Genomic DNA, 17,641 nt, shown 5'->3' with positions numbered 1-17,641 from the left:
ACTTCGGCCACGTCAGCCCGAGAAGGGGAAACGACTCACTCGGCGGCGTATGCCCGTAGCGCCGGCAAGAGTTGGCTGCTGTATTCGTCGCACGCAGCCTCCAGTCGACTGCCGGCCGGCGACTCAAGCAGGTGCGAGTCCCCTGGAGCAGCGAGGATCGCCTCGTGACAGGCGCGTTCGATTTCCAGGTTCCTGGTTCCGAAATAACCCAGACCGTAGGCCCGAAGGCGCTCGTCGGCGCCGGCGAGATAGCGTTCACGGCACTCTTCCCCGTCCACCACGGTGAGCGAGTCGTCCATGCACGAATCGAGGTAGGTGGCCATCTCTCGCGCGAGGCCGACGACCTCATGGGTTTGCTCCTCGCTCATCTCCCCCAAGGCGTTGCCGAGCAGAAGCCAGCCGTTGATAGCCTCCAACTGGAACAACTCCGTGAGTTCGGGCTCGACTTCGGACTCGAACAAGGGTGCGGAGCTGATGTCCACGATTGCCTCCGCGAGACCCTCATCGGCCTCGCCGTCAAGTCGCGCGGCACCCTTGCGGAGCAGAGTGGTGACCGCGGCGGGATCGATCCCCCAGTCCGCAGGCATCTCGATGCTCACCAACGGTGCCTGCAATCTGCGCAGAGCGAGGTAGGCGGCCTGATGACGCTGCCGTCGACTCATGCCACGGATCTGCGCCGACAGCGTGTCGTCTTCGCGCCAGTCCAACCGACTCACCTACTTCACTCACCGGTGACGTGCCACAGCCATCGCCTTGCCCCTGCCGCACGGCCCCTACAGAATCGGGCCCTCGCATCGTGCCTCATCCGGGGCTGGAGGATTCCGTGACCATCGCCGCTCGTCTCGTCTCCACTGTCACCGCTCCCCTTGACCGGGCGTCAGCCGAGGCTCCGCAGGTGCTGCACTGGCCCGGCCGCAGGCTGCTCGTACAGCGTGGGGACACCGAGGTGGTGGCCGTCGACCTGGACGTACCCAGCGAGGGCCGGGCGGCCGAGGTCCGGTTCCTGGCGCCTTGGCCGCGCCGCTTCGGAACGGTGGCGGTGTCGCCGAAGCTGGACACCGCGGTGTTCGCCGGCGTGCACGCGGTGCGATCGGTCGAGGCGAACGGTGCCACGCGGTGGGAGGTACGGCACGGCTGCTGGAGCGCCGGCTGCTCCGTGACGCACCATTCGTTCGACGAATACGCCGACGACGAGGAGCACTTCTACGCCGACGGCGGCTCGGTCGCCGTCAGCGCGGACGGCGGACTGGTCTGGACGCATGTCCTCGGCCCGCGGGGCAGCGACAGCGGCACGGAGGACGGCCGGGAACGGTGGATGATCCTGGACGCCACGGACGGACGGATTCTGGGGCGTGTGGACACCCTGACCGTGGCCTCCGGCTCCGAGCACACCCCGCACCCGGACCCCACGCAGATGGGGCTGAGCATCGGCGAGGGCGAGGAAGGATCGCCCGTGCTGTGGGGGCGCTGGGACGGGCAGCGGCTGAACGTCGAGCAGATCGGCATCGAGCGGATCCTCCTGGCGGTGAGCCCGTCCGGCCGGTACGTCCTGTCCGTCCCCCTCGGACAGTGGTCCCTCAGCCTCCACCGTGTGGAAGACGGCTCGCTCCTGCGGGAACTGGACGCCGAGGACACTGTGCCGGCGCACCCCGGCAGCACCGGCGAGGACAGGGTGTACTGGGACTACGAGGCGGCCTTCGTGGACGAGGACACCGTCGTCGCCGGAACCTCTGAGTGCGACGCCCGCCACGGCACGGCCCGCCACTGGCTGGTCGACGCGCGCGGCATGACCCTGCGCGGCGAGATCCGATACCCCTTCCCGGTCTCCGGGCCTGCCCGCTCCGCGGGGGACGGCACCTGGTACACGGTCTCCGGCAACGGGACGTCCGTCCATCTGTGGCAGCTGGCCGAGGAGGACTGACCTGCGGACGCGGTCGCTCAGGGGACGACGTCACTGTTCGACCCACGTGTGCCTGGACCACATCTCCTCGCGCTGTGCGGCCTCCAGAAGAATCTGGACTCCCATCTCCCGCGGCAGGACGCAGTCCCTCGGCCAGTGGATCCCCTCACCAGCAACGGTGATCTCCACCTGCGCGGGATCGTCAGAGAGTTGCAGGTTGTAGAACGTCCGATCACGCAGAGCCGTGACCGTGGAGAAATCCGGTTCCACGGTCACGATGACGCAGTCGTCCTCACCGTCACCCAAGGTCAACCCAAGGGACGCACCTACCGGAATCGATCGATAGACATCCAGAAGCCTCGGCAGAGGAACCTCTGAGCGGCGGTATGAGGGGTCCCACACCTCGACGGTGACTACGTTGCGCATTCGAACCCGCTTTCAGATCAGCAGGAAGAGCCGGCGCGGCTCATCGATCAGGCGGCGGCCAGTTCACACCACACGATCTTGCCCCGGTTGCCCTCCCTGGCCAACGGCTGCCAGCCCCACAGATCGGCGCACGCCCGGACGAGCTCGAGCCCTCGTCCCTCCTCCAGATCGGTGACCTGCTCCCACGGCACCGGCGGCTCCGGCGGAGCGGGGTCCGCGTCCCACGCCCCGATCCGCAGCACCCCCGCCGCCCAGCGCACCCTCAGTGCGGCCGGCCCCTTGGTGTGCCGTACGGCGTTGGAGACCAGCTCGGTCGCCAGCAGCTCGGCCACGTCGACCAGACCGATGAGGCCGTGCATCGTGAGGATCAGCCGCAGGGTGCGGCGACTCACGGTGACCGCGCGGGGATCGTTGGGGATGTAGAGGCAGTACTCCCACGAGTCGGCGGCGGGATTGGCTTCAGGCATGGGGCAGCTCCATAGAGCGAGTTGAGGGCGTGCGTTGATGGGCGGCGGATGTGGGCGGTGGCCTGCCGCAACCGTCCTGGCAGGGCGGAGCGGTGCGCTTCCGGTGCCCCAGAAATCCGCAGCGTGTACGTCGCGTCACCGACGGTAGGGGTTACAGTTTCGGTTCAGCAAGCCAGCCGCGTAATCTGCCCCCGAACGAGTCGCGCTCACAGGCGCGTTGGACCCAGGAGTGATCGATGACGACGAGGCGCGCGCCAACGGCACGTCAGATGCGTCTGGCGGTCGAACTGCGCAGGCTCCGCGAAGCGGCAGGACTCGCCGCCCGTGAGACGGCAGCGCTGCTCGGAGTGAGCCACGTTCAGATCAGCCACATCGAGGCCGGACTCACGGGCGTGAGTGGGGAACGACTCCGTCGGCTAGCAGCCAACTACGCATGCTCTGACGACGAACTGATCCAGGCCCTGGTGGCCATGGCGACCGATCGCACGCGCGGCTGGTGGGAGGAGTACCGAGGGGTCCTCCCTACGGCGTATCTGGATCTGTCCGAACTGGAGCACCATGCCAGCTACCGGTGGGACGTCGACTTCCTGCATATCCCGGGTCTTCTGCAGACCGAGGACTACGCCCGCGCGCTCTTCTCCTACGTGAACCCGGAGTTCCCCAAGGACGAGGTGGAGCTTCGTGTGGAGCATCGGATGAAGCGGAGGGTCATCTTCCAGCGCCCCGACCCGACCCCGTACGAGGCCGTCGTCCATGAGGGGGCTCTGCGCATCAGAGTCGGTGACCGTTCCGCAGCACGTGCTCAGCTCGTCCGCGTTCTGGAGCTTTCCGAAGCAGAGCACGTCACCGTACGCGTCATTCCCTTTGATCTGGATGGGTTCGCCGGTGCTGGAAGCGCGATGGTGTATGCGGGCGGCCCTATCTCCAAGCTGGACACTGTGGTGCGCGACGGCCCTCATGGCACGACGTTCGTCGATGCCGAGGCCCAACTCGCTCGGTTCCGAACACTCTTCCGTAGGCTAGAGGCAGCGTCGCTTGAACCCGAGCGTTCGCGGGACTTCATCCACAGGCTGGCGAAGGAACTGTGAAGCGATGATCACCCCCAGAACCTGGCAGAAGTCGTCCTACTCCGGAGGCGGCGAAGGCAACGCCTGCGTCGAGATAGCGACCTCGCCGACCCACATAGCCGTCCGCGACTCAAAAGCCCCGGCCAGAGCCACCCTGACCTTCCCGGCCGGGGCGTTCAGCACCTTCGTCGAAGCCCTGAAGGGCTATGCCAGGCCCCACGTCTGACTGCCTCAGCCACCCACTCCAGCATCATCGTCCGAGTAGCTCAGCCCGATGACGCGTGCGTACAGGTCGGCGAACTTCTCGCTTCGCTGCACAGCTGCACGCCTGTCCACAAGTGTCCCGCCGTCCGCCTGGCGGGCATCGGACTCCATCCCTTGGAAGTCGACCGTTGCCAGCTCATGGCCTGCCGGCAGTTCCTCCCGAGCCATTTCATCGTGTGCCTCTGCCAGTTCATCGGCACGTTCGAGGACTTGAACGAGCGCGTCTGAGTCGTCCGGCGCGAGGAGGCAGTCGAGCACTTCGGTGGCGAACACCAGGTGATCCGTGATTGCCGCTTCGAAAGGCGGGCCGTCCGGATCACATGCCTCCAGCGCCTCGTCCAGCTCGGCGCGGAGGCTCGCGAGGTCAGGAGTCTCTCCTCGAAGCACAGCGTGAGCAGCGGACGTCGCCTGCGCCAGCGCGTCTCGGGCCCGCCCGAACCACTGCCCGAACTTGGGGTCCGTGTGCCAGCTGCAGTACCTGACGAGGAGCAGCGCAACAGTCGCGTTCTTACTCTCCTCGTCAAGCCATGCCAGGCGGGCGACGTGGTCCTGTGCTTCACTCATTGCCTGCACCTTGTACTGGACGTGTCGTAGTACTGGAAGCCGGTGCCTACCGAGACCCGGGCGGCGAAGATCCCCGTGGTCGCCTGCGCGGTTCCCTTGTAGAGGTAGAGCCTGCCGCCGGGGGTGCGGGCCAGGAAGTCTGTCATGCCGTCGCCGCTGATCGCCGTTCCAGGCGCTACGCCCCTTGATCCGGGAGGAGAAGGCCTCGGAGCCGGTCTTGCCGGTGACCTTGTACAGGTACAGGTCGCCGGTGCTGGACTGGCGCGCGAGCAGGTCGGCGTTGCCCTTGCCCAGGTAGATCCACAGTGTCTCGCCGGAGTCCAGCGGCAAGAAGCCGACCTCCGTCACTGATGACGGAGGTCGGCTTCAAAGGCTCGGCGATCGGCGATCCAAGCCGGCCGTGCCTTAGAACAACGTCTCCTCCCCTTCGCTCCCAGGCCTCCCGGTCGAAGCCGGCGGCGGAATATCGGAAGGGGAAGCCTCGGCCTTGGCGCTGAAGAGCGATACTGCCTCCACCTCGACGTCGGGCTCATCCGGCGCAGGAGTGTAAAGCGCGATCCCGGTTCCTTGAAGTACACCGCCCGAGTCGTCGATCTCGACGGTCACCCCCCGGCTCGTCAAATCGTCCACGACCTCGCCGAACGGACGTCCACACAACTCGACAGACGCAAAGGCCGGCCGCGCTCTTGTGGTCGCCTCGATGAAGACCAGTCGGTCCGATGCGTCGAAGCTGAGGAGTAGCCCCAGATCCACGTAGTGATCGACGGGTGGGGTTCCCGGGACGCGCACGAAGGAGGTGGCTGCTCCGAGCCGATCACGCAGTTCGCCTCTCGTCTCCCCGAAACGGGCCGACTCCAGTCCAACCCAGGGAATCACGTCAAGCACAGGTGCCTCTTTCGCTCCAACACGTCGACTTCGTATTTTCCATCGGCGAGGGCTGAGAGCCAAACCTGTTCGTACGCGCCCTCGAAACCGAAGGGCCTCAGATCTACCATGGCCAGGTAGTTGTTGGCACCACGGGCGACTGGATCTTCGTGGGTAATGTAAGTGCTGTCGTTCATCTAGACGGTCTTCCTGTTATCGACTTCCATAGAGATACGGCCCGCCGCAGCGAGCGGCGGGCCGTATCTCTATGGAATTGTTCGCGACCTGTTCGATGTTTTAACTCAAGCGAGCGCCGCCTCGTTCAGCAGCTGCAGCCATTGGTCATTTTCACCCAGCGGTGTGATTTCCCTGTACCCGGAACCGAAGGCGAATTCCAACATGAAGGAGATGAATCCGGCAGCACTTCGACGGAAATCCGAGGACATCCACCACTCGACCCCAGTGTCCGGGAAGGTCCACACCGACCCATCCGCCTTCTTGATGAAGAAGGGTTCGTCACTGATGAGACCGCAACAGAACCACTCATCGCGGCCGAGACGGACTGGCCCCCCCTCGACCTGATCAGCGTAGAACTGAAAGTCAGCCGCCTCCCGAAGCGCGAAGACTGTGAGGACCCCAAAATTTCCTCCGTCAACGACCCGTGCCGCCTGAACGAAATCATCGGGACACGAGTCGGTGAAGGTCGCCGTCGACAGGCCATCACCTACCCGGTTCTGGATCTCCCACTCATCGCGCTGGGACATCACACGCTTCACCAGTTCGACCGCAGCGCTCAACCGATCAACGCTCATGACTACCTCGCAATTCGAATCTTGATTGGCGTGTAGTCAGGCAGATGCCGAATCTGAGGCCATATCTGACGGAGTCCTATCTCCTGGTTCGTGAACCGATCCAGCATTTTCAAGTTGCTGGCCACGTCGGGGCCACCCAGTTGCAATTCATGCACATGGTCGGGATCCATTCTGGTCAGGATCCGCTCTTTCAGCGCGTCAGCAAACCCGCGGTTGTTCTCGCCGAACTGGTCGTAGACTCGCCGGATCAAATCTGCCTTGTAGTTGGCGGTCACCGATCGGTCCCGCGCAACCGGATTGGGAGCCTTGAACAGCTTGCCCTCGTCACTGAGCTTCTGAAGGGCGTCTGCCTTCTTGTCGAACTCGTTCCTCGGCATCCCTTCTCGGTAGCTGACCGTAACCTCAGCCGGGTCACAGTTATGTACGAGAACCGGCGTTTTCCCGGCTTCCACATAGTACGTGTGGAGGGTGCCGATGGTCAGGTCGTACGTCGTGGTGTGCGCGTGGTACAGGCGGACACCGGTGACCTCGGTCGTGCCGGTCGGGGTCTGGAGGACGTCGCCGGGGTTGAGGTCCTTGGCCTCGACGAAGGCGGACTGGGTCTTGTCGTAGAAGGGGTGGTGGAAGGTCGTCGTCAGGTGGGCGTCCTGCGCGTCGGCCCTGGTGGCCTGCGCCGGCGAAACCTTGCCGACCGCCGCCACCGGCGCCGTCGACGGCTGGTGCGCGTCACCGTGGCCGTGGCCGGCCGACAGGGCGCCGAGCACTGCCGCCGAGGCCGCGAGGCCGAAGGCCGCCTTGCGGGCCGCCTTCTTCGCCACGGACTTGACCGCGGCCTTCGCGCCGGCCTTCACCGACTTCTTGCCGGCGGACTTGCCCGCGTCCTTGATCGTCAGGTCCACGAAGTCGCGGTCCGTGCGCGTGACGATCACGTCCGTGACCTTGTGCGCCTCCGTGCCCTTCGCGCCCGGCACCGAGTTGGCGATGGTGTCGCCCACCTTGACGTGGTCGATGGCCTTGGTCGTGCCGTCGGCCAAGAGCACCCGGGTGCCTGCGGTGAAGCTGTGACACGTCGCGTTGGACTGGGACTGGCTACGTGTCCCCGCCCCCTCCGACTCCGCCGCCGAAGCCGCTTCCTCCGTCGCGTCCGTCGCCGCCGTCTCCTCGGCCTCGGTCGCGCCCTTGCCAAAGAGACCGCCGACGACCTTCATCGCCTTCGGGGCGACCTTCGCCAGGATCTTGCCGCCCAGGCTGCCCAGGGCGCCGCCCAGGGCGCCCGCGACGCCGCCTTCGAGGGCCGAGCCCGCGAAGGCGCCCACGCTGCAGTCGCCGCCGCCGTTCTCCGCGCACTTGAAGCCCTGCTCCACCAGCGCGCCCGCCGCGCCCGCGGCCGCCGCGCAGCCGATCGAGCCGACACCGGCCGTCACCGCCTCACAGCCCGCGAACACCGCCGTGGACACCACGAACGAGGTGATCGCCGCGGCGTGGTGCTTGACGTACTTCGCCGCCGACTTCGCCGCCTTGACCGTCGCGTGGTACGCCGTCCTCGCCGCGTGGGCGACCGCGTGCGCGGCCTTCCTCACCACGTGCGCGACCTTGTGCGCCGCCTGCTTCACCGCGTGCACCACCCGGTGCACCGCACGCGAGACCCGGTGGTACGCCGAGTGCACCGCGTGGACGACCCGGTGATACGCCCGTCTCACATGCCTCGCGGCGTAGTGGTAGACGCGCCGGACCACCCGCACCGTGGCGTGGTAGTAGTCCCGCACGTGGTGCACCACCTTGTGGGCCGCGTGCTTGACCGCGTGGACCACCTTGCGGGCCACGTGCTTGACCGCGTGGTACACCTTGTGCGCCACGTGCCGGACGGCGTGGCTCACCTTGTGCGCGACCTTCTTCGCCCCGCACACCACGTCGTACCAGGAGCAGTTGCCCGACTCGTCGGTACCGGCCAGCGGGTTGTCGTCGACGTAGGCGAACGGGTTCGCCGCCACCGAGTTCGGCACCGGGTTCAGCGAGATGCTGTCCTTGTTCAGGAACACACCCGTGTCCGGGTTGTACCAGCGCGAGGCCGTGCCGACGTCGCCCGTGCCCGGCTCCGTCCACCCGGACTGGAAGCCCAGGTGGCCGCTGATCGTGTTGGTCGGCGAGACCACCTTGCCCATCGGGTCGTACGAGACGGAGCCCGCCAGCGAGGTCGCACCCGAGGCGAACGTGCCCACCACGTCGTTGTGCTGGTCCGTCAGCGCCAGCACCCCGCTGCCGCCGCCGGCCGGCTTGATGCCGACGATGCCGCCGGACGGGTCGTAGGTGTAGTTGCTGTCGCCGTCGGAGGCGATCGTGTTGTCCGCGCCCGAGTAGGCGAAGGTGCGGGTGGTGCTGGACGCCCGGTCCCGGTCGGAGACGTTCCGGCCCATCGCGTCCTGCGTGTAGGACTGCTGGCCGGCGACGATCTGGCCGCCGAAGGCGTCCGTCTGGTACGCCACCGTGCCGCTCGCCGACGCCTCCTGCGTCATCGTGCCGCGGGCCGAGTAGTCGTAGGAGTTGACGCCGTCCGACGTGAGCTGGTCGCGCTCGTCGTACGTGAACACGTCCGAGCCGCGGCGGATGCGGTTGCCCGAGGCGTCGTAGCCGTACGTCGTCGTCTTCGTGCCGTCGTTCCACGACGTGAGGCGGTTGGCCCAGTCGTAGCCGTAGGTGTTGGAGGACGCGCCCGACACGCCCGTCGTCGTCTTCGACGTCAGGTTGCCGTTCAGGTCGTAGCCGTACGTGAAGCTCGCCAGCGTCGAGGCGTCCTGGACCAGGACGTCGCTGGTGAGTTCGTGCGCGCTGTTGTAGCCGAAGGTGCGGGTCTGGCCGGTGGAGCCGTACTTGACCGACTTCAGCTCGTTCAGCCGGCCGTACGAGTACGTGAGCTGGGTGCCCGTGGCCGCGTCGTTCAGGGACGACAGTCGGCCGGCCGTGTCGTAGCCGTACGTCGTCGTGCCCGCCGCGTCCGTGCGGGAGGTCATCGAGCCGTCGTCGTTGTAGGCGAAGCTGGAGGAGCCCGCCGAGCCCGAGGCGGTCAGGACGTCACCGCGGTCGTCGTAGGTGAACGCGTCGTGCGTGGCGTCCTGGTGGTCCACCGCGCCGGCCGTGCCCGCCTCCGCGGTGTCCGCCGAGAGCACCCGGCCGTCCGTGTCGTAGGTGAAGCTGCGCGTGGCCGTCGCCGCGTCCGCGCCCGAGCCGGACATGGACTTCAGCTGGCCCAGCGAGTCGTACGTCATCGACGTCGTCACGCCGCCCGGCAGCGTCGCGCCGGTCATCTGGCCGTCGGCGTCGTAGGCGAAGGTCGTCGTCGAGTCGGCCGCCGAGGTGTACTTGGCGGTGGTCGGCTCGATCACCTTCTCCTGCTGTCCCCACGGCGTGTACGAGTAGCGCCAGGAGTTGCCGCGGCCGTCGGTGAAGCGGGTCCGGTTGCCGGACGCGTCGTAGCCGAAGGTCGTGGTGATCGACGTGGAGGCGTCGACCGGCTGGATCTCCTGCGTGATGGTGCCGGCCGCGTCGTAGGTGAAGCGGCTGGTGTGGCCGTTGGCGTCCGTGGCGGCGGTCATGTTGCCGACGCCGTCGTAGGCCTGCGAGGTCTCCCAGAGCTTGGTGCCGCTCGCGTCGTAGGACCGGGTGGCCGTCGGGTCGCCGTCGTCGTTGTAGTCGGTCGTCGTGTAGGTGCCGTCCGCCAGCGTCGTCTTCGCGCGGTTGCCCTCGAAGTCGTAGGCGTAGCTGGTGGTGTTGCCCGCGCCGTCGGTGACGGAGGTGATGTCACCGGCCCGGTTGTAGGCGTACTGCGTCGTCACACCGCCCGGGGAGGTGGTGGAGGCGGCGTGCGCGCCGTAGGGGTTGCCGGTGGTGACCGCGTAGGAGTTGGTGGTGGTCAGCGTCCGTGTCGACGGGTAGCGCTCCAGCGTCGACTGCGTGAGCTGGCGGCCCAGGAAGTCGTACGTGGCCTGGGTCTGCGCGCCGGTCGGGTCCGTCGCCGAGAGCTGCTCGCCGTCGGCGTCGTAGGTGGCGTGCGTCTTGGTGCCGTCCGGGGCGGTGGTCTGGGCGAGGTTGCCCATCTGGTCGTACAGGTACGACGTGGTCTTGCCGCCGGGCGAGGTGACGGAGTTCTGGTTGCCCTCGCTGTCGTAGGTGTAGACGGTCGTGCCCGCGTTGGCCGAGGAGGCGCCGCTCGGGGTGTACGGCGGCAGGGTCTCGGAGACCTTGTTGCCCTCGGCGTCGTACACCGTGGTGGTGACCAGGCCGTTCGGGTCCTGCTCCTCGACGCCCTCGCCGAAGGTGTTGAAGCCGCTGGTGGTGACCGGGCGGACGGTGGAGGCGGTGGTGCCGTCCGGCTCAGCCTGGACGGCGGGCGCGGTGGTGACGGCGAGGTTGCCCGCCTCGTCGTAGCTGTAGTCGGTGGTGTGCTGCTCGGCGTCCGTCATGGACGTCGGCAGGCCGCGCTTGTCGTAGGCGTACTTCGTGGTCTGCGCGTCGGAGGAGCCGACCGTGCCGCCGGAGCGGCCCTTGCCGTAGAGCGAGGAGACCTCGGTGGCGGACAGGGCGCGCTGGTAGACCTGCACGTTCCCGACCTCGCCGGCCACCACGTCGCTCGTGGTGCCGCCCGCGGTCTTCGCACCGCCGATGGACAGCGGGCCGGTGCCGGTCCACGGCGAGGTGTTGGTCGCCGTCGTCCCGGACTGCGCACCGTCGACGTACAGCTTCATCGAGCCGTTGCTCGCGTCGAAGACGCCGACCAGGTGGGTCCAGGTGTTCAGCGGCGCCGCGGAGCCGGCCGTCGCGTCGTAGTACGCGGACGGTGAGGCGGTGTCGGAGTTCGCCGCGTGGAAGCGGAAGGCGTTGTCGGCCTTGGAGTACTGGAGGTAGAACGAGGCGCGGTTGGTGCCGCCCTGTGCGACGAAGGTGCGGTAGGTGGAGGTGTCGGTCAGGTTCACCCAGGCCGAGACCGTGTACGAGGCGGTGGTGTCCAGGACCGGGCTGTTGGTGGCGATCACGTCACCGGTGCCGGTGCTGGAGCCCGCGAACTTCGCCGCGTCGTCCGCCCAGGTCACACCGGGGTCCGCGGTCGCGGTGTTGCCGGTGCCGGAGGAGTCCGTGACGGACCTGCCGGACGTCTGGTTCAGCTTCCACCAGCCCGCCGGGTGACCGGAGGCGTCCCCGTACAGCGTCTCGCTGAGCAGGTTGCCCATGTCGTCGTAGGTGTTGGTGGTGGTGCGGTCGTAGCCGGAGGCGTCGTGGTCGCTCTCGGAGGCGACCTGGTCGTCCGGGGTGTACGACACCGTGGTCACGCGGTCCACGCCGGTCGGGTCCAACTCGGTGGAGGTGGTCCGGGAGGCGGCGTCGACCGTGTACTTGGTGACGGTCTCGCCGTTGTCGGACGTGGACTGCAGCAGGTTGCCGGCCGCGTCGTAGGTGTCCGACTCCAGCGTGTAGATGCTCTTGCCGTCGGCGCTGGTGCGCTTCACCGTCGCGGTCAGACCGTCGTCGGTGTACGTGTACGACGTGGTGTTGCCCATCGCGTCGGTGATCGACGCGAGCCGTCCGGCCGGGTCGTAGGCCCGGGAGGACTCGGTGAGCAGGGCCGCCGGCTGCGGGTTCGTCGGGTCGCCGGTGGACATCAGGCCCTGGGTGAGCAGGTTGCCGTTGTCGTCGTAGGTGTAGCGGGTCTCGTTGCCGGCGGTGGTGACCTCCTTGGTCTTGTTGCCGGACGAGTCGTAGGTGTACGTCGTGGTGTTGCCGTTGGAGGCGTTCTCCGCCGCGTTGGCGTCGGCCTCCGTCGCCACGTGGTCGTAGGCGTCGTAGGTCCACGTCTGCGTGCGGGACGTGTCGCCGCCGCTCGCGTCGGCGACGGTCTGCGAGGTGGTGTCGCCGTCCTCGTCGTAGACGGTGCTGGTGACCGCGGCGTGCGTGGCGCCGGTGACGCGGTCGGTGAGCTGTGGGTCGTGCTCCTCGACCACCTGGCCGGCGGCGTCGTACTTGTACGACGTGACCAGGCCGTTCGGGTAGGTGTCGGAGACGACCTTCTGGGTGGTGACCTGGCCCAGGCCGTCGTAGGTGTACTGGGTGACCAGGCCGATGGCGTCCGTGGTGGAGGCCACGTCACCATTCTTGAGGTACGACACCTGGTTGACGGCGCCGCCCGGGCTGACCGTCTTCACCGGCAGGCCCTTGGGCACCGTGCCGCCGTCCGCGGAGGGGTAGGCGCTGGTGCCGTCGCTGTACTCGGTGGTGGTGCCGCGGCCGTTCGGGAAGCCGGGCACCGCCGGGCCGGTGATCTTGGTCTGGTTGCCGGCCGAGTCGTAGGTGAACGACGTCAGGTAGGTGGTGTCCGTCGCGGACGAGGACCGGCCGTCGCGCTCGGTCAGGAGCTGGTCGTTGCGCGGGTCGGCGGTGGTCAGCTGCGGCGTGGTGTCGTCCGGGTAGTACGTGTAGTACTCGGTGTTGCACTTGTTCGCGGGCTGGTCCTGGCAGGACGTGGAGGAGACCACGTTGCCGCGCACGTCGTGACCGGTGACCGTCATCGCCCCGTTGGGGTCGGTGACGGTGTGCTCGAAGCCGGCGGTGTCGTAGCCGAAGCTCGTCCTGTTGCCCAGGCCGTCGGTCTCGGTCAGCGCTCGGTTGTTGTTGGTGACGTCGTAGGTGTACGTCAGCGTGGAGTTGGTCGGCGAGGTGACCTTGATGGTCTTCACCGGAAGCAGGCCGGTGGAGTTCTTCGCCGCCTCGAACTGGTCGGCGACGTCGGCGTCGGACAGCTGCGAGCGGAAGAGGGCCACCTCGGCGATGGAGCCCTTGAAGTAGGTGGCGTAACCGGTGTTGTCGGTGGTGCTGTTGTGCGGCTCGTCCGGCCAGTAGCCGCCGATGAATCCGCCGCCCACGTAGGTGTAGGTCTGGCCGGACATCGCGGCGGTGCCGGTCTGCGTGCCGACGAGCCCGCCGTCGAGGTACAGCGACTGGCTGCTCGCCGAGGTGGACAGCACCACGTGGTGCCACTTGCCGTCGGTCACGGAGGCGGTGGAGACCAGGGGGTTGTCCGAGCCGCCGGAGAACCAGAACTCGCCGTGCAGCTTGCCGCTGCTGCCCACGTAGAGCACGGGGGTGTAGCCGGACGTCGTGGTGCCGGCGGACAGCGGGTTCTTGGACGCGCCGAGCAGCACGCCGTTCGGGGTCGACGTCTTGAACCACATGCTCGTCGACTCGGCGCCCGAGCCCGGGACCGATCCGCCGGGCAGCGTCACCTGGGACGCCGTCCCGTCGAAGGTGGCGGCCTTGGCGTCGCTGAACGGGCCGGTGGCGCCGAGGGTCACGGTGTTGTAGGTGCCGTCGCCGCCGCGCACCTGGTCCACGGCGGTGGTGGCGCCCGCGGCCTCACCGAGGCGGAAGTACTCGGAGGGGGCGCCGCCGAGCACGGCACCGCGGTAGGTGTCGCTGGAGCCGGCCACGGTCGGGGTGCCGAGCTTCCACACGCCACCGTTCTCGTCGGTGAGCTGGGTCAGCGTGGTGGAGTCCGCGTCGTAACTCATCGCCGCGAAGGTCTTGCCGGACGGGCGGGTGACGGAGTTCAGCAGGCTGGTGCCGTGGGTGCCGTACGTGTAGAGGGCGTTGACGTCGGCGGCGACCAGCGGGCGGCTGTACCAGCCGACGTCGGCGATGGTGCCGTTGAAGTAGGTGGCGTAGCCGTCCTTCTCGGTGGTCGAGTAGTGCGGCTCGTCGGGCCAGCTGCCGCCGAGGAAGCCGGTGCCGAGGTAGTTGAACGACTGGTTCTTGCCGAACGCGGTCGCGCTCTTGATGGAGACCGTGCCGGTGCGGGAGCCGACCTTGGCGTTGTCCAGGAACAGCGACTGGGAGTTGCCCGCGGCGGACAGCACCACGTGGTGCCACTTGCCGTCGGCGACGGACGCGGAGGACACGATCGGGTTGACGCCGCCGCTGTACCAGAACTCGGCGTTCAGCTTGCCGTCGGTGCCCACGTAGATCGACGGGGTGTAGAAGCCGGCGGCCTGCCCGGAGCCGATCGGCTGGGAGGCGTAGGAGTAGAGCACGCCCGGGCCGGCCGAGGTCTTGAACCACAGGGAGAGGGCGCCGGAGTCGGTGTCGTTGCCGAGGTTCTTCGGCAGCGAGACGTCGGAGGAGGTGCCGTTGAAGGTGGCGGCCTTCGCCGAGGACCCGGTGAGCGGGCCGGTGGCCTGGCCGAGGGTGACGTTCTCGTACGTCGCGTCGGTCGTGCCCTCGTTGGCGAGGATCGTGTCCTTGGCGCTGGTGCCCGAGGTCTCCGACAGCGGCCAGAAGGTGTGCGGGTCGAGGTCGAGGGCCGCGTTGCGGTAGCCGGAGCCGGAGGCGTAGCCGTAGGTGGTGCACTTGGTGGTGGACAGCGGCGAGCAGACCTTGGTGAGCTGGTCGCCGGTGTAGCCGTAGGTCCACGTCTGGGCGGTGGAGGCGTCGCCCGGGGTGACGGGGTCGGTGACCACGGTCGCCACGTGCGCCGCCTGCGCGCCCGAGGGGGTGCTCCAGGTCAGCGACAGGGAGCGGCCGGAGACGGCGGACGTCATCTTGGTGACGTGTCCGCCGGCCCAGGTGAGGTTGATCGCACGGCCGTTGGCGTCGGTGACCGAGGTCAGGCCGTAACCGCCGGAGCCCAGGGACTGGGTGAAGGTGTAGACGGTGTCGTCCTTGTCGGTCAGCGTGTAGCCGCCGGTGACCGTCTTGAAGGTGGCGAACCGTCCGTTGCCGGGGGTGAAGGTGCCGTCGCTGTTCTTGCCGTAGCCGACCTGGGAGCCGTCGGGGTAGGTGACGACGGCGCTGGTGACCGCGCCGGAGGCGTTGTACTGCTCGGTGGCCCGGGAGTCGAAGATGCTCGACCAGCCGGAGCCGAAGGCGCCGGTCCAGCGCGGGTCGCGGGAGTTGTAGTCGCGCTCGACGTCCAGGGAGGGGCCGACGGTGGAGACGGAGGCGTCGGTGTCGGAGGTCGTGTAGTTGCCGATGGCCGCGTCGAAGCCGTGGTCGCTGCTGTTCTGCGACAGCCCGGAGGTGATCACGGGCTGCGGGACCTGCACGGACAGCGTGTACGGATCGGCCGGGGAGTACAGGTTGGTGGCGGAGTCGTACGCCTTGACGGTCCAGGTGTAGGCCTTGCCCCAGGCGAGCTTGCCGGCGGGGACGGTCCAGTCGCCGGTGGCGACCAGGCCCGAGTCGGCGACCTTGGCGCCGGAGGCGTCGTAGACCTGGAAGAGGTACTGGTTGTTGCTGCCGCTGGTGGAGTTGGCGCCGCCGGCCCAGGCCGTCAGTTCGGGCTGGGTGGTGCCGACGACGGCGTTGTCCTGCGGGAACTGCTCGTACAGCTGCGGCGCGGTGTTGCCGGTGTAGGTGACCGAGAGGACCGGGCCGAGGTTCGGGTCGTTGAAGGAGCCGAACTGCTTCCAGTGCAGGTTGTCGGTGGTCGCGGCGTAGACCGCGAGGCCGTGGTCGGCGGTGGTGCCGCTGAACCAGCCCTGGATCGCGGAGGTGGACAGCGAGACCGTCACCCAGTCGCCCACGGTGCGGTCGGCGGCGGTGTTGGCGCACGCGGTGGGCACACTGGGCGTGAGGTTGCCGATGGAGGAGCCCTTGGAGGGGCCCGGGTAGGAGGTGACGGACTCGGGGGTCCAGGAGCCGGTCACCAGGGCGACGTCGAACCGCTCGGCGGTGCAGGTGGAGGCCCAGGTGTCGAAGAGCTTCAGGGACGCCGAGGTGACGGTGGCGCCGCTGGCGTCCCAGGCGGTGTCCCAGTGGTTGACGAAGCTGTTGGCCGAGTGGGTGCCGGAGTCGTAGGAACCGACCTTGATGGTCTGCTCGTAGGAGTGGTCGACGTTGTTGCCGGCCCCGGACTCGGCGTAGGTGGTGGTCCAGCCGTCGGTGACGGTCGGGTCGACGGTGACCGGGAAGACGCGGTGGGAGTCGTGCAGCCAGCGGCTGTCCAGGGTCACCTTCAGCGCGTAGCCGTCCTTGCCGTGGACCAGCTCGGAGGTGACGTCGTGGGTGGTGGCCGGGTCACCGGAGCGGCGGTTCACCTTCGCGTCGTACGCGTACGCCGGAGGGATGCGCTCGACGGTCTTGCCGGCGGAGTTCCTGAGGTCGATCCAGCCGTTCTTGTGCTGGACGGGGGTGAGGCCCTCGAGGGTGAGCGGGAAGGTCCAGGAGTTGGCGGCGTCCGCGGAGTGCAGGACGACCGACTCCTTCACGCCGGTGGCGGTGGGCGACAGCTTCAGGTCGGTGGCGTCGAGGACGCCGCCGTAGGTGACGGTCGAGCCGTGCGCGGTGCCCCGGACGGGGGCGGCGCCCTGAAGGGCGTAGGCGACGCGGTGCTTGTCGTCGGGTGCGAGGGAGGCCAGGGCGGAGTCGGTGGCCTTGGCGCCGAGGTCGACGGCGAGGGAGTTGGCCTTCTCGTGCCAGCGGCCGTCCGGCCCGGCCCGTACGTCCACGTCGATCGGCGCCCAGCGGCCCTTGCCCACCTGGTAGTTGACGGGTGAGGGCGATATCTGCCGGGTGGTGGAGCCGTCGGCGTTGTCGTAGACGGTCTCGTTGCGCGTGGACTTGGCGGCGTTCCGCTTGCTGGTCTTGGCGTTGAAGGCGCCGCCCGCGCTGCGGCCGTGCTTCACGGCGCTCGCGTGCGGGTGGTAGGCGGCCAGTTCGCCGCGGCCCTTGCCGGGGGCGTGGCCCGCGCCGCGGTGGGCGTCGGTGGCGTCGGCGGAGACGTGGTGCCGGTGGCCGGTGGCCGTGCCGGACCGCTGGTGCGGCAGCTTGCCCCAGTGCGGGTCGGTGAACCAGGACGCGAGCGAGGACGCGCTCAGGCTCGGCAGGTCGACGCGGCTCAGTTCCAGTCCCTCGGCGAGGGCCTGATCCGTCGTCAGCATCAGGGCGAGCGCGGTGAGCGCCGCCATGGCGACGAGGCGTTGCGTACGACGTGCGAGAAGGGCTGGCCGCACGCGACGCGCGGTGCGCGCGGGGCGTGGGCGGCGGCTGAGCGGCCACAGAGGCACGGGATTCGACTCCAGCGGTCAAGAACGACACAGAAACGCGCTGATCTTGCCCTCTGGTGAACATCCTGTGGACACGTCAAGGAACGATCTTGTGCAGACCTTGACCGCCTCTTGCTGAACCTGACCGCTTTGCTGTCCGGCGCCCCTTTGCGACTTGTGAACGTCTTTACGGTTCCGTTACGGGACCCGTATCACTTGTTCATCCGACGGTGACTCACTTCCTGGTGCTCCG

At 68.1% G+C, this 17,641-nt stretch carries 12 protein-coding genes; 3 read left to right on the top strand and 9 right to left on the bottom strand.

Features of this window, described 5'->3' with window-relative positions:
• Nucleotides 1-35: 35 nt before the first annotated feature.
• Nucleotides 36-707, bottom strand: a complete 672-nt coding sequence (locus tag ACIQ9G_RS25390) for a hypothetical protein (protein WP_403613569.1) — start codon at nt 705-707, stop codon at nt 36-38.
• A gap of 116 nt (nt 708-823) precedes the next feature.
• Here ACIQ9G_RS25390 and ACIQ9G_RS25385 point away from each other — a divergent pair, with 116 nt between their 5' ends.
• Entirely contained in the window at nt 824-1,921 is a 1,098-nt protein-coding gene (locus tag ACIQ9G_RS25385) for a hypothetical protein (RefSeq protein WP_403613566.1), read from the top strand.
• Between the two features lie 30 nt (nt 1,922-1,951).
• On the opposite strand, the gene ACIQ9G_RS25380 is transcribed toward ACIQ9G_RS25385, so the two are convergent.
• Nucleotides 1,952-2,326: a hypothetical protein gene (locus ACIQ9G_RS25380; RefSeq protein WP_403613563.1), complete on the bottom strand. Its 375-nt coding sequence runs from the start codon at nt 2,324-2,326 to the stop codon at nt 1,952-1,954.
• A 47-nt stretch (nt 2,327-2,373) separates the two neighbouring features.
• Nucleotides 2,374-2,793, bottom strand: coding sequence for an ATP-binding protein (locus ACIQ9G_RS25375; RefSeq protein WP_403613560.1), 420 nt, complete (start codon nt 2,791-2,793; stop codon nt 2,374-2,376).
• 236 nt (nt 2,794-3,029) lie between these two features.
• On the opposite strand from ACIQ9G_RS25375, the gene ACIQ9G_RS25370 reads away from it, so the two are divergent.
• Both ACIQ9G_RS25370 and ACIQ9G_RS25365 read left to right on the top strand, forming a co-directional pair.
• Complete coding sequence (locus ACIQ9G_RS25370) at nt 3,030-3,881, top strand: helix-turn-helix domain-containing protein (RefSeq protein WP_403613558.1); 852 nt, start codon at nt 3,030-3,032, stop codon at nt 3,879-3,881.
• A 4-nt stretch (nt 3,882-3,885) separates the two neighbouring features.
• A complete protein-coding gene (locus ACIQ9G_RS25365) occupies nt 3,886-4,086 on the top strand; it encodes a DUF397 domain-containing protein (RefSeq protein ID WP_403613555.1) in 201 nt (66 codons plus the stop codon).
• A 5-nt stretch (nt 4,087-4,091) separates the two neighbouring features.
• On the opposite strand, the gene ACIQ9G_RS25360 is transcribed toward ACIQ9G_RS25365, so the two are convergent.
• From ACIQ9G_RS25360 to ACIQ9G_RS25335, 6 genes are all read right to left on the bottom strand, one after another.
• Complete coding sequence (locus ACIQ9G_RS25360) at nt 4,092-4,688, bottom strand: hypothetical protein (protein WP_403613553.1); 597 nt, start codon at nt 4,686-4,688, stop codon at nt 4,092-4,094.
• Entirely contained in the window at nt 4,685-4,834 is a 150-nt protein-coding gene (locus tag ACIQ9G_RS25355; protein WP_403613550.1) for a hypothetical protein, read from the bottom strand. Before ACIQ9G_RS25355 ends, ACIQ9G_RS25360 begins: the two co-directional genes overlap by 4 nt.
• Before the next feature lie 259 nt (nt 4,835-5,093).
• Nucleotides 5,094-5,573, bottom strand: a complete 480-nt coding sequence (locus ACIQ9G_RS25350) for a hypothetical protein (protein WP_403613547.1) — start codon at nt 5,571-5,573, stop codon at nt 5,094-5,096.
• Nucleotides 5,561-5,749 carry a hypothetical protein gene (locus ACIQ9G_RS25345; protein ID WP_403613544.1) on the bottom strand — a complete coding sequence of 63 codons (189 nt, stop codon included), beginning with the start codon at nt 5,747-5,749 and terminating at the stop codon, nt 5,561-5,563. Before ACIQ9G_RS25345 ends, ACIQ9G_RS25350 begins: the two co-directional genes overlap by 13 nt.
• A 105-nt stretch (nt 5,750-5,854) precedes the next feature.
• Nucleotides 5,855-6,364, bottom strand: coding sequence for a hypothetical protein (locus tag ACIQ9G_RS25340; protein WP_403613542.1), 510 nt, complete (start codon nt 6,362-6,364; stop codon nt 5,855-5,857).
• 2 nt (nt 6,365-6,366) lie between these two features.
• Nucleotides 6,367-17,310, bottom strand: coding sequence for a LamG-like jellyroll fold domain-containing protein (locus tag ACIQ9G_RS25335; RefSeq protein WP_403613539.1), 10,944 nt, complete (start codon nt 17,308-17,310; stop codon nt 6,367-6,369).
• Nucleotides 17,311-17,641: the final 331 nt, after the last annotated feature.

The sequence above is a fragment of the Streptomyces sp. NPDC096152 genome (genome assembly GCF_044763235.1).
Classification (GTDB): Bacteria; Actinomycetota; Actinomycetes; order Streptomycetales; family Streptomycetaceae; genus Streptomyces.
This window is presented reverse-complemented; position numbering and strand designations above follow the sequence as displayed.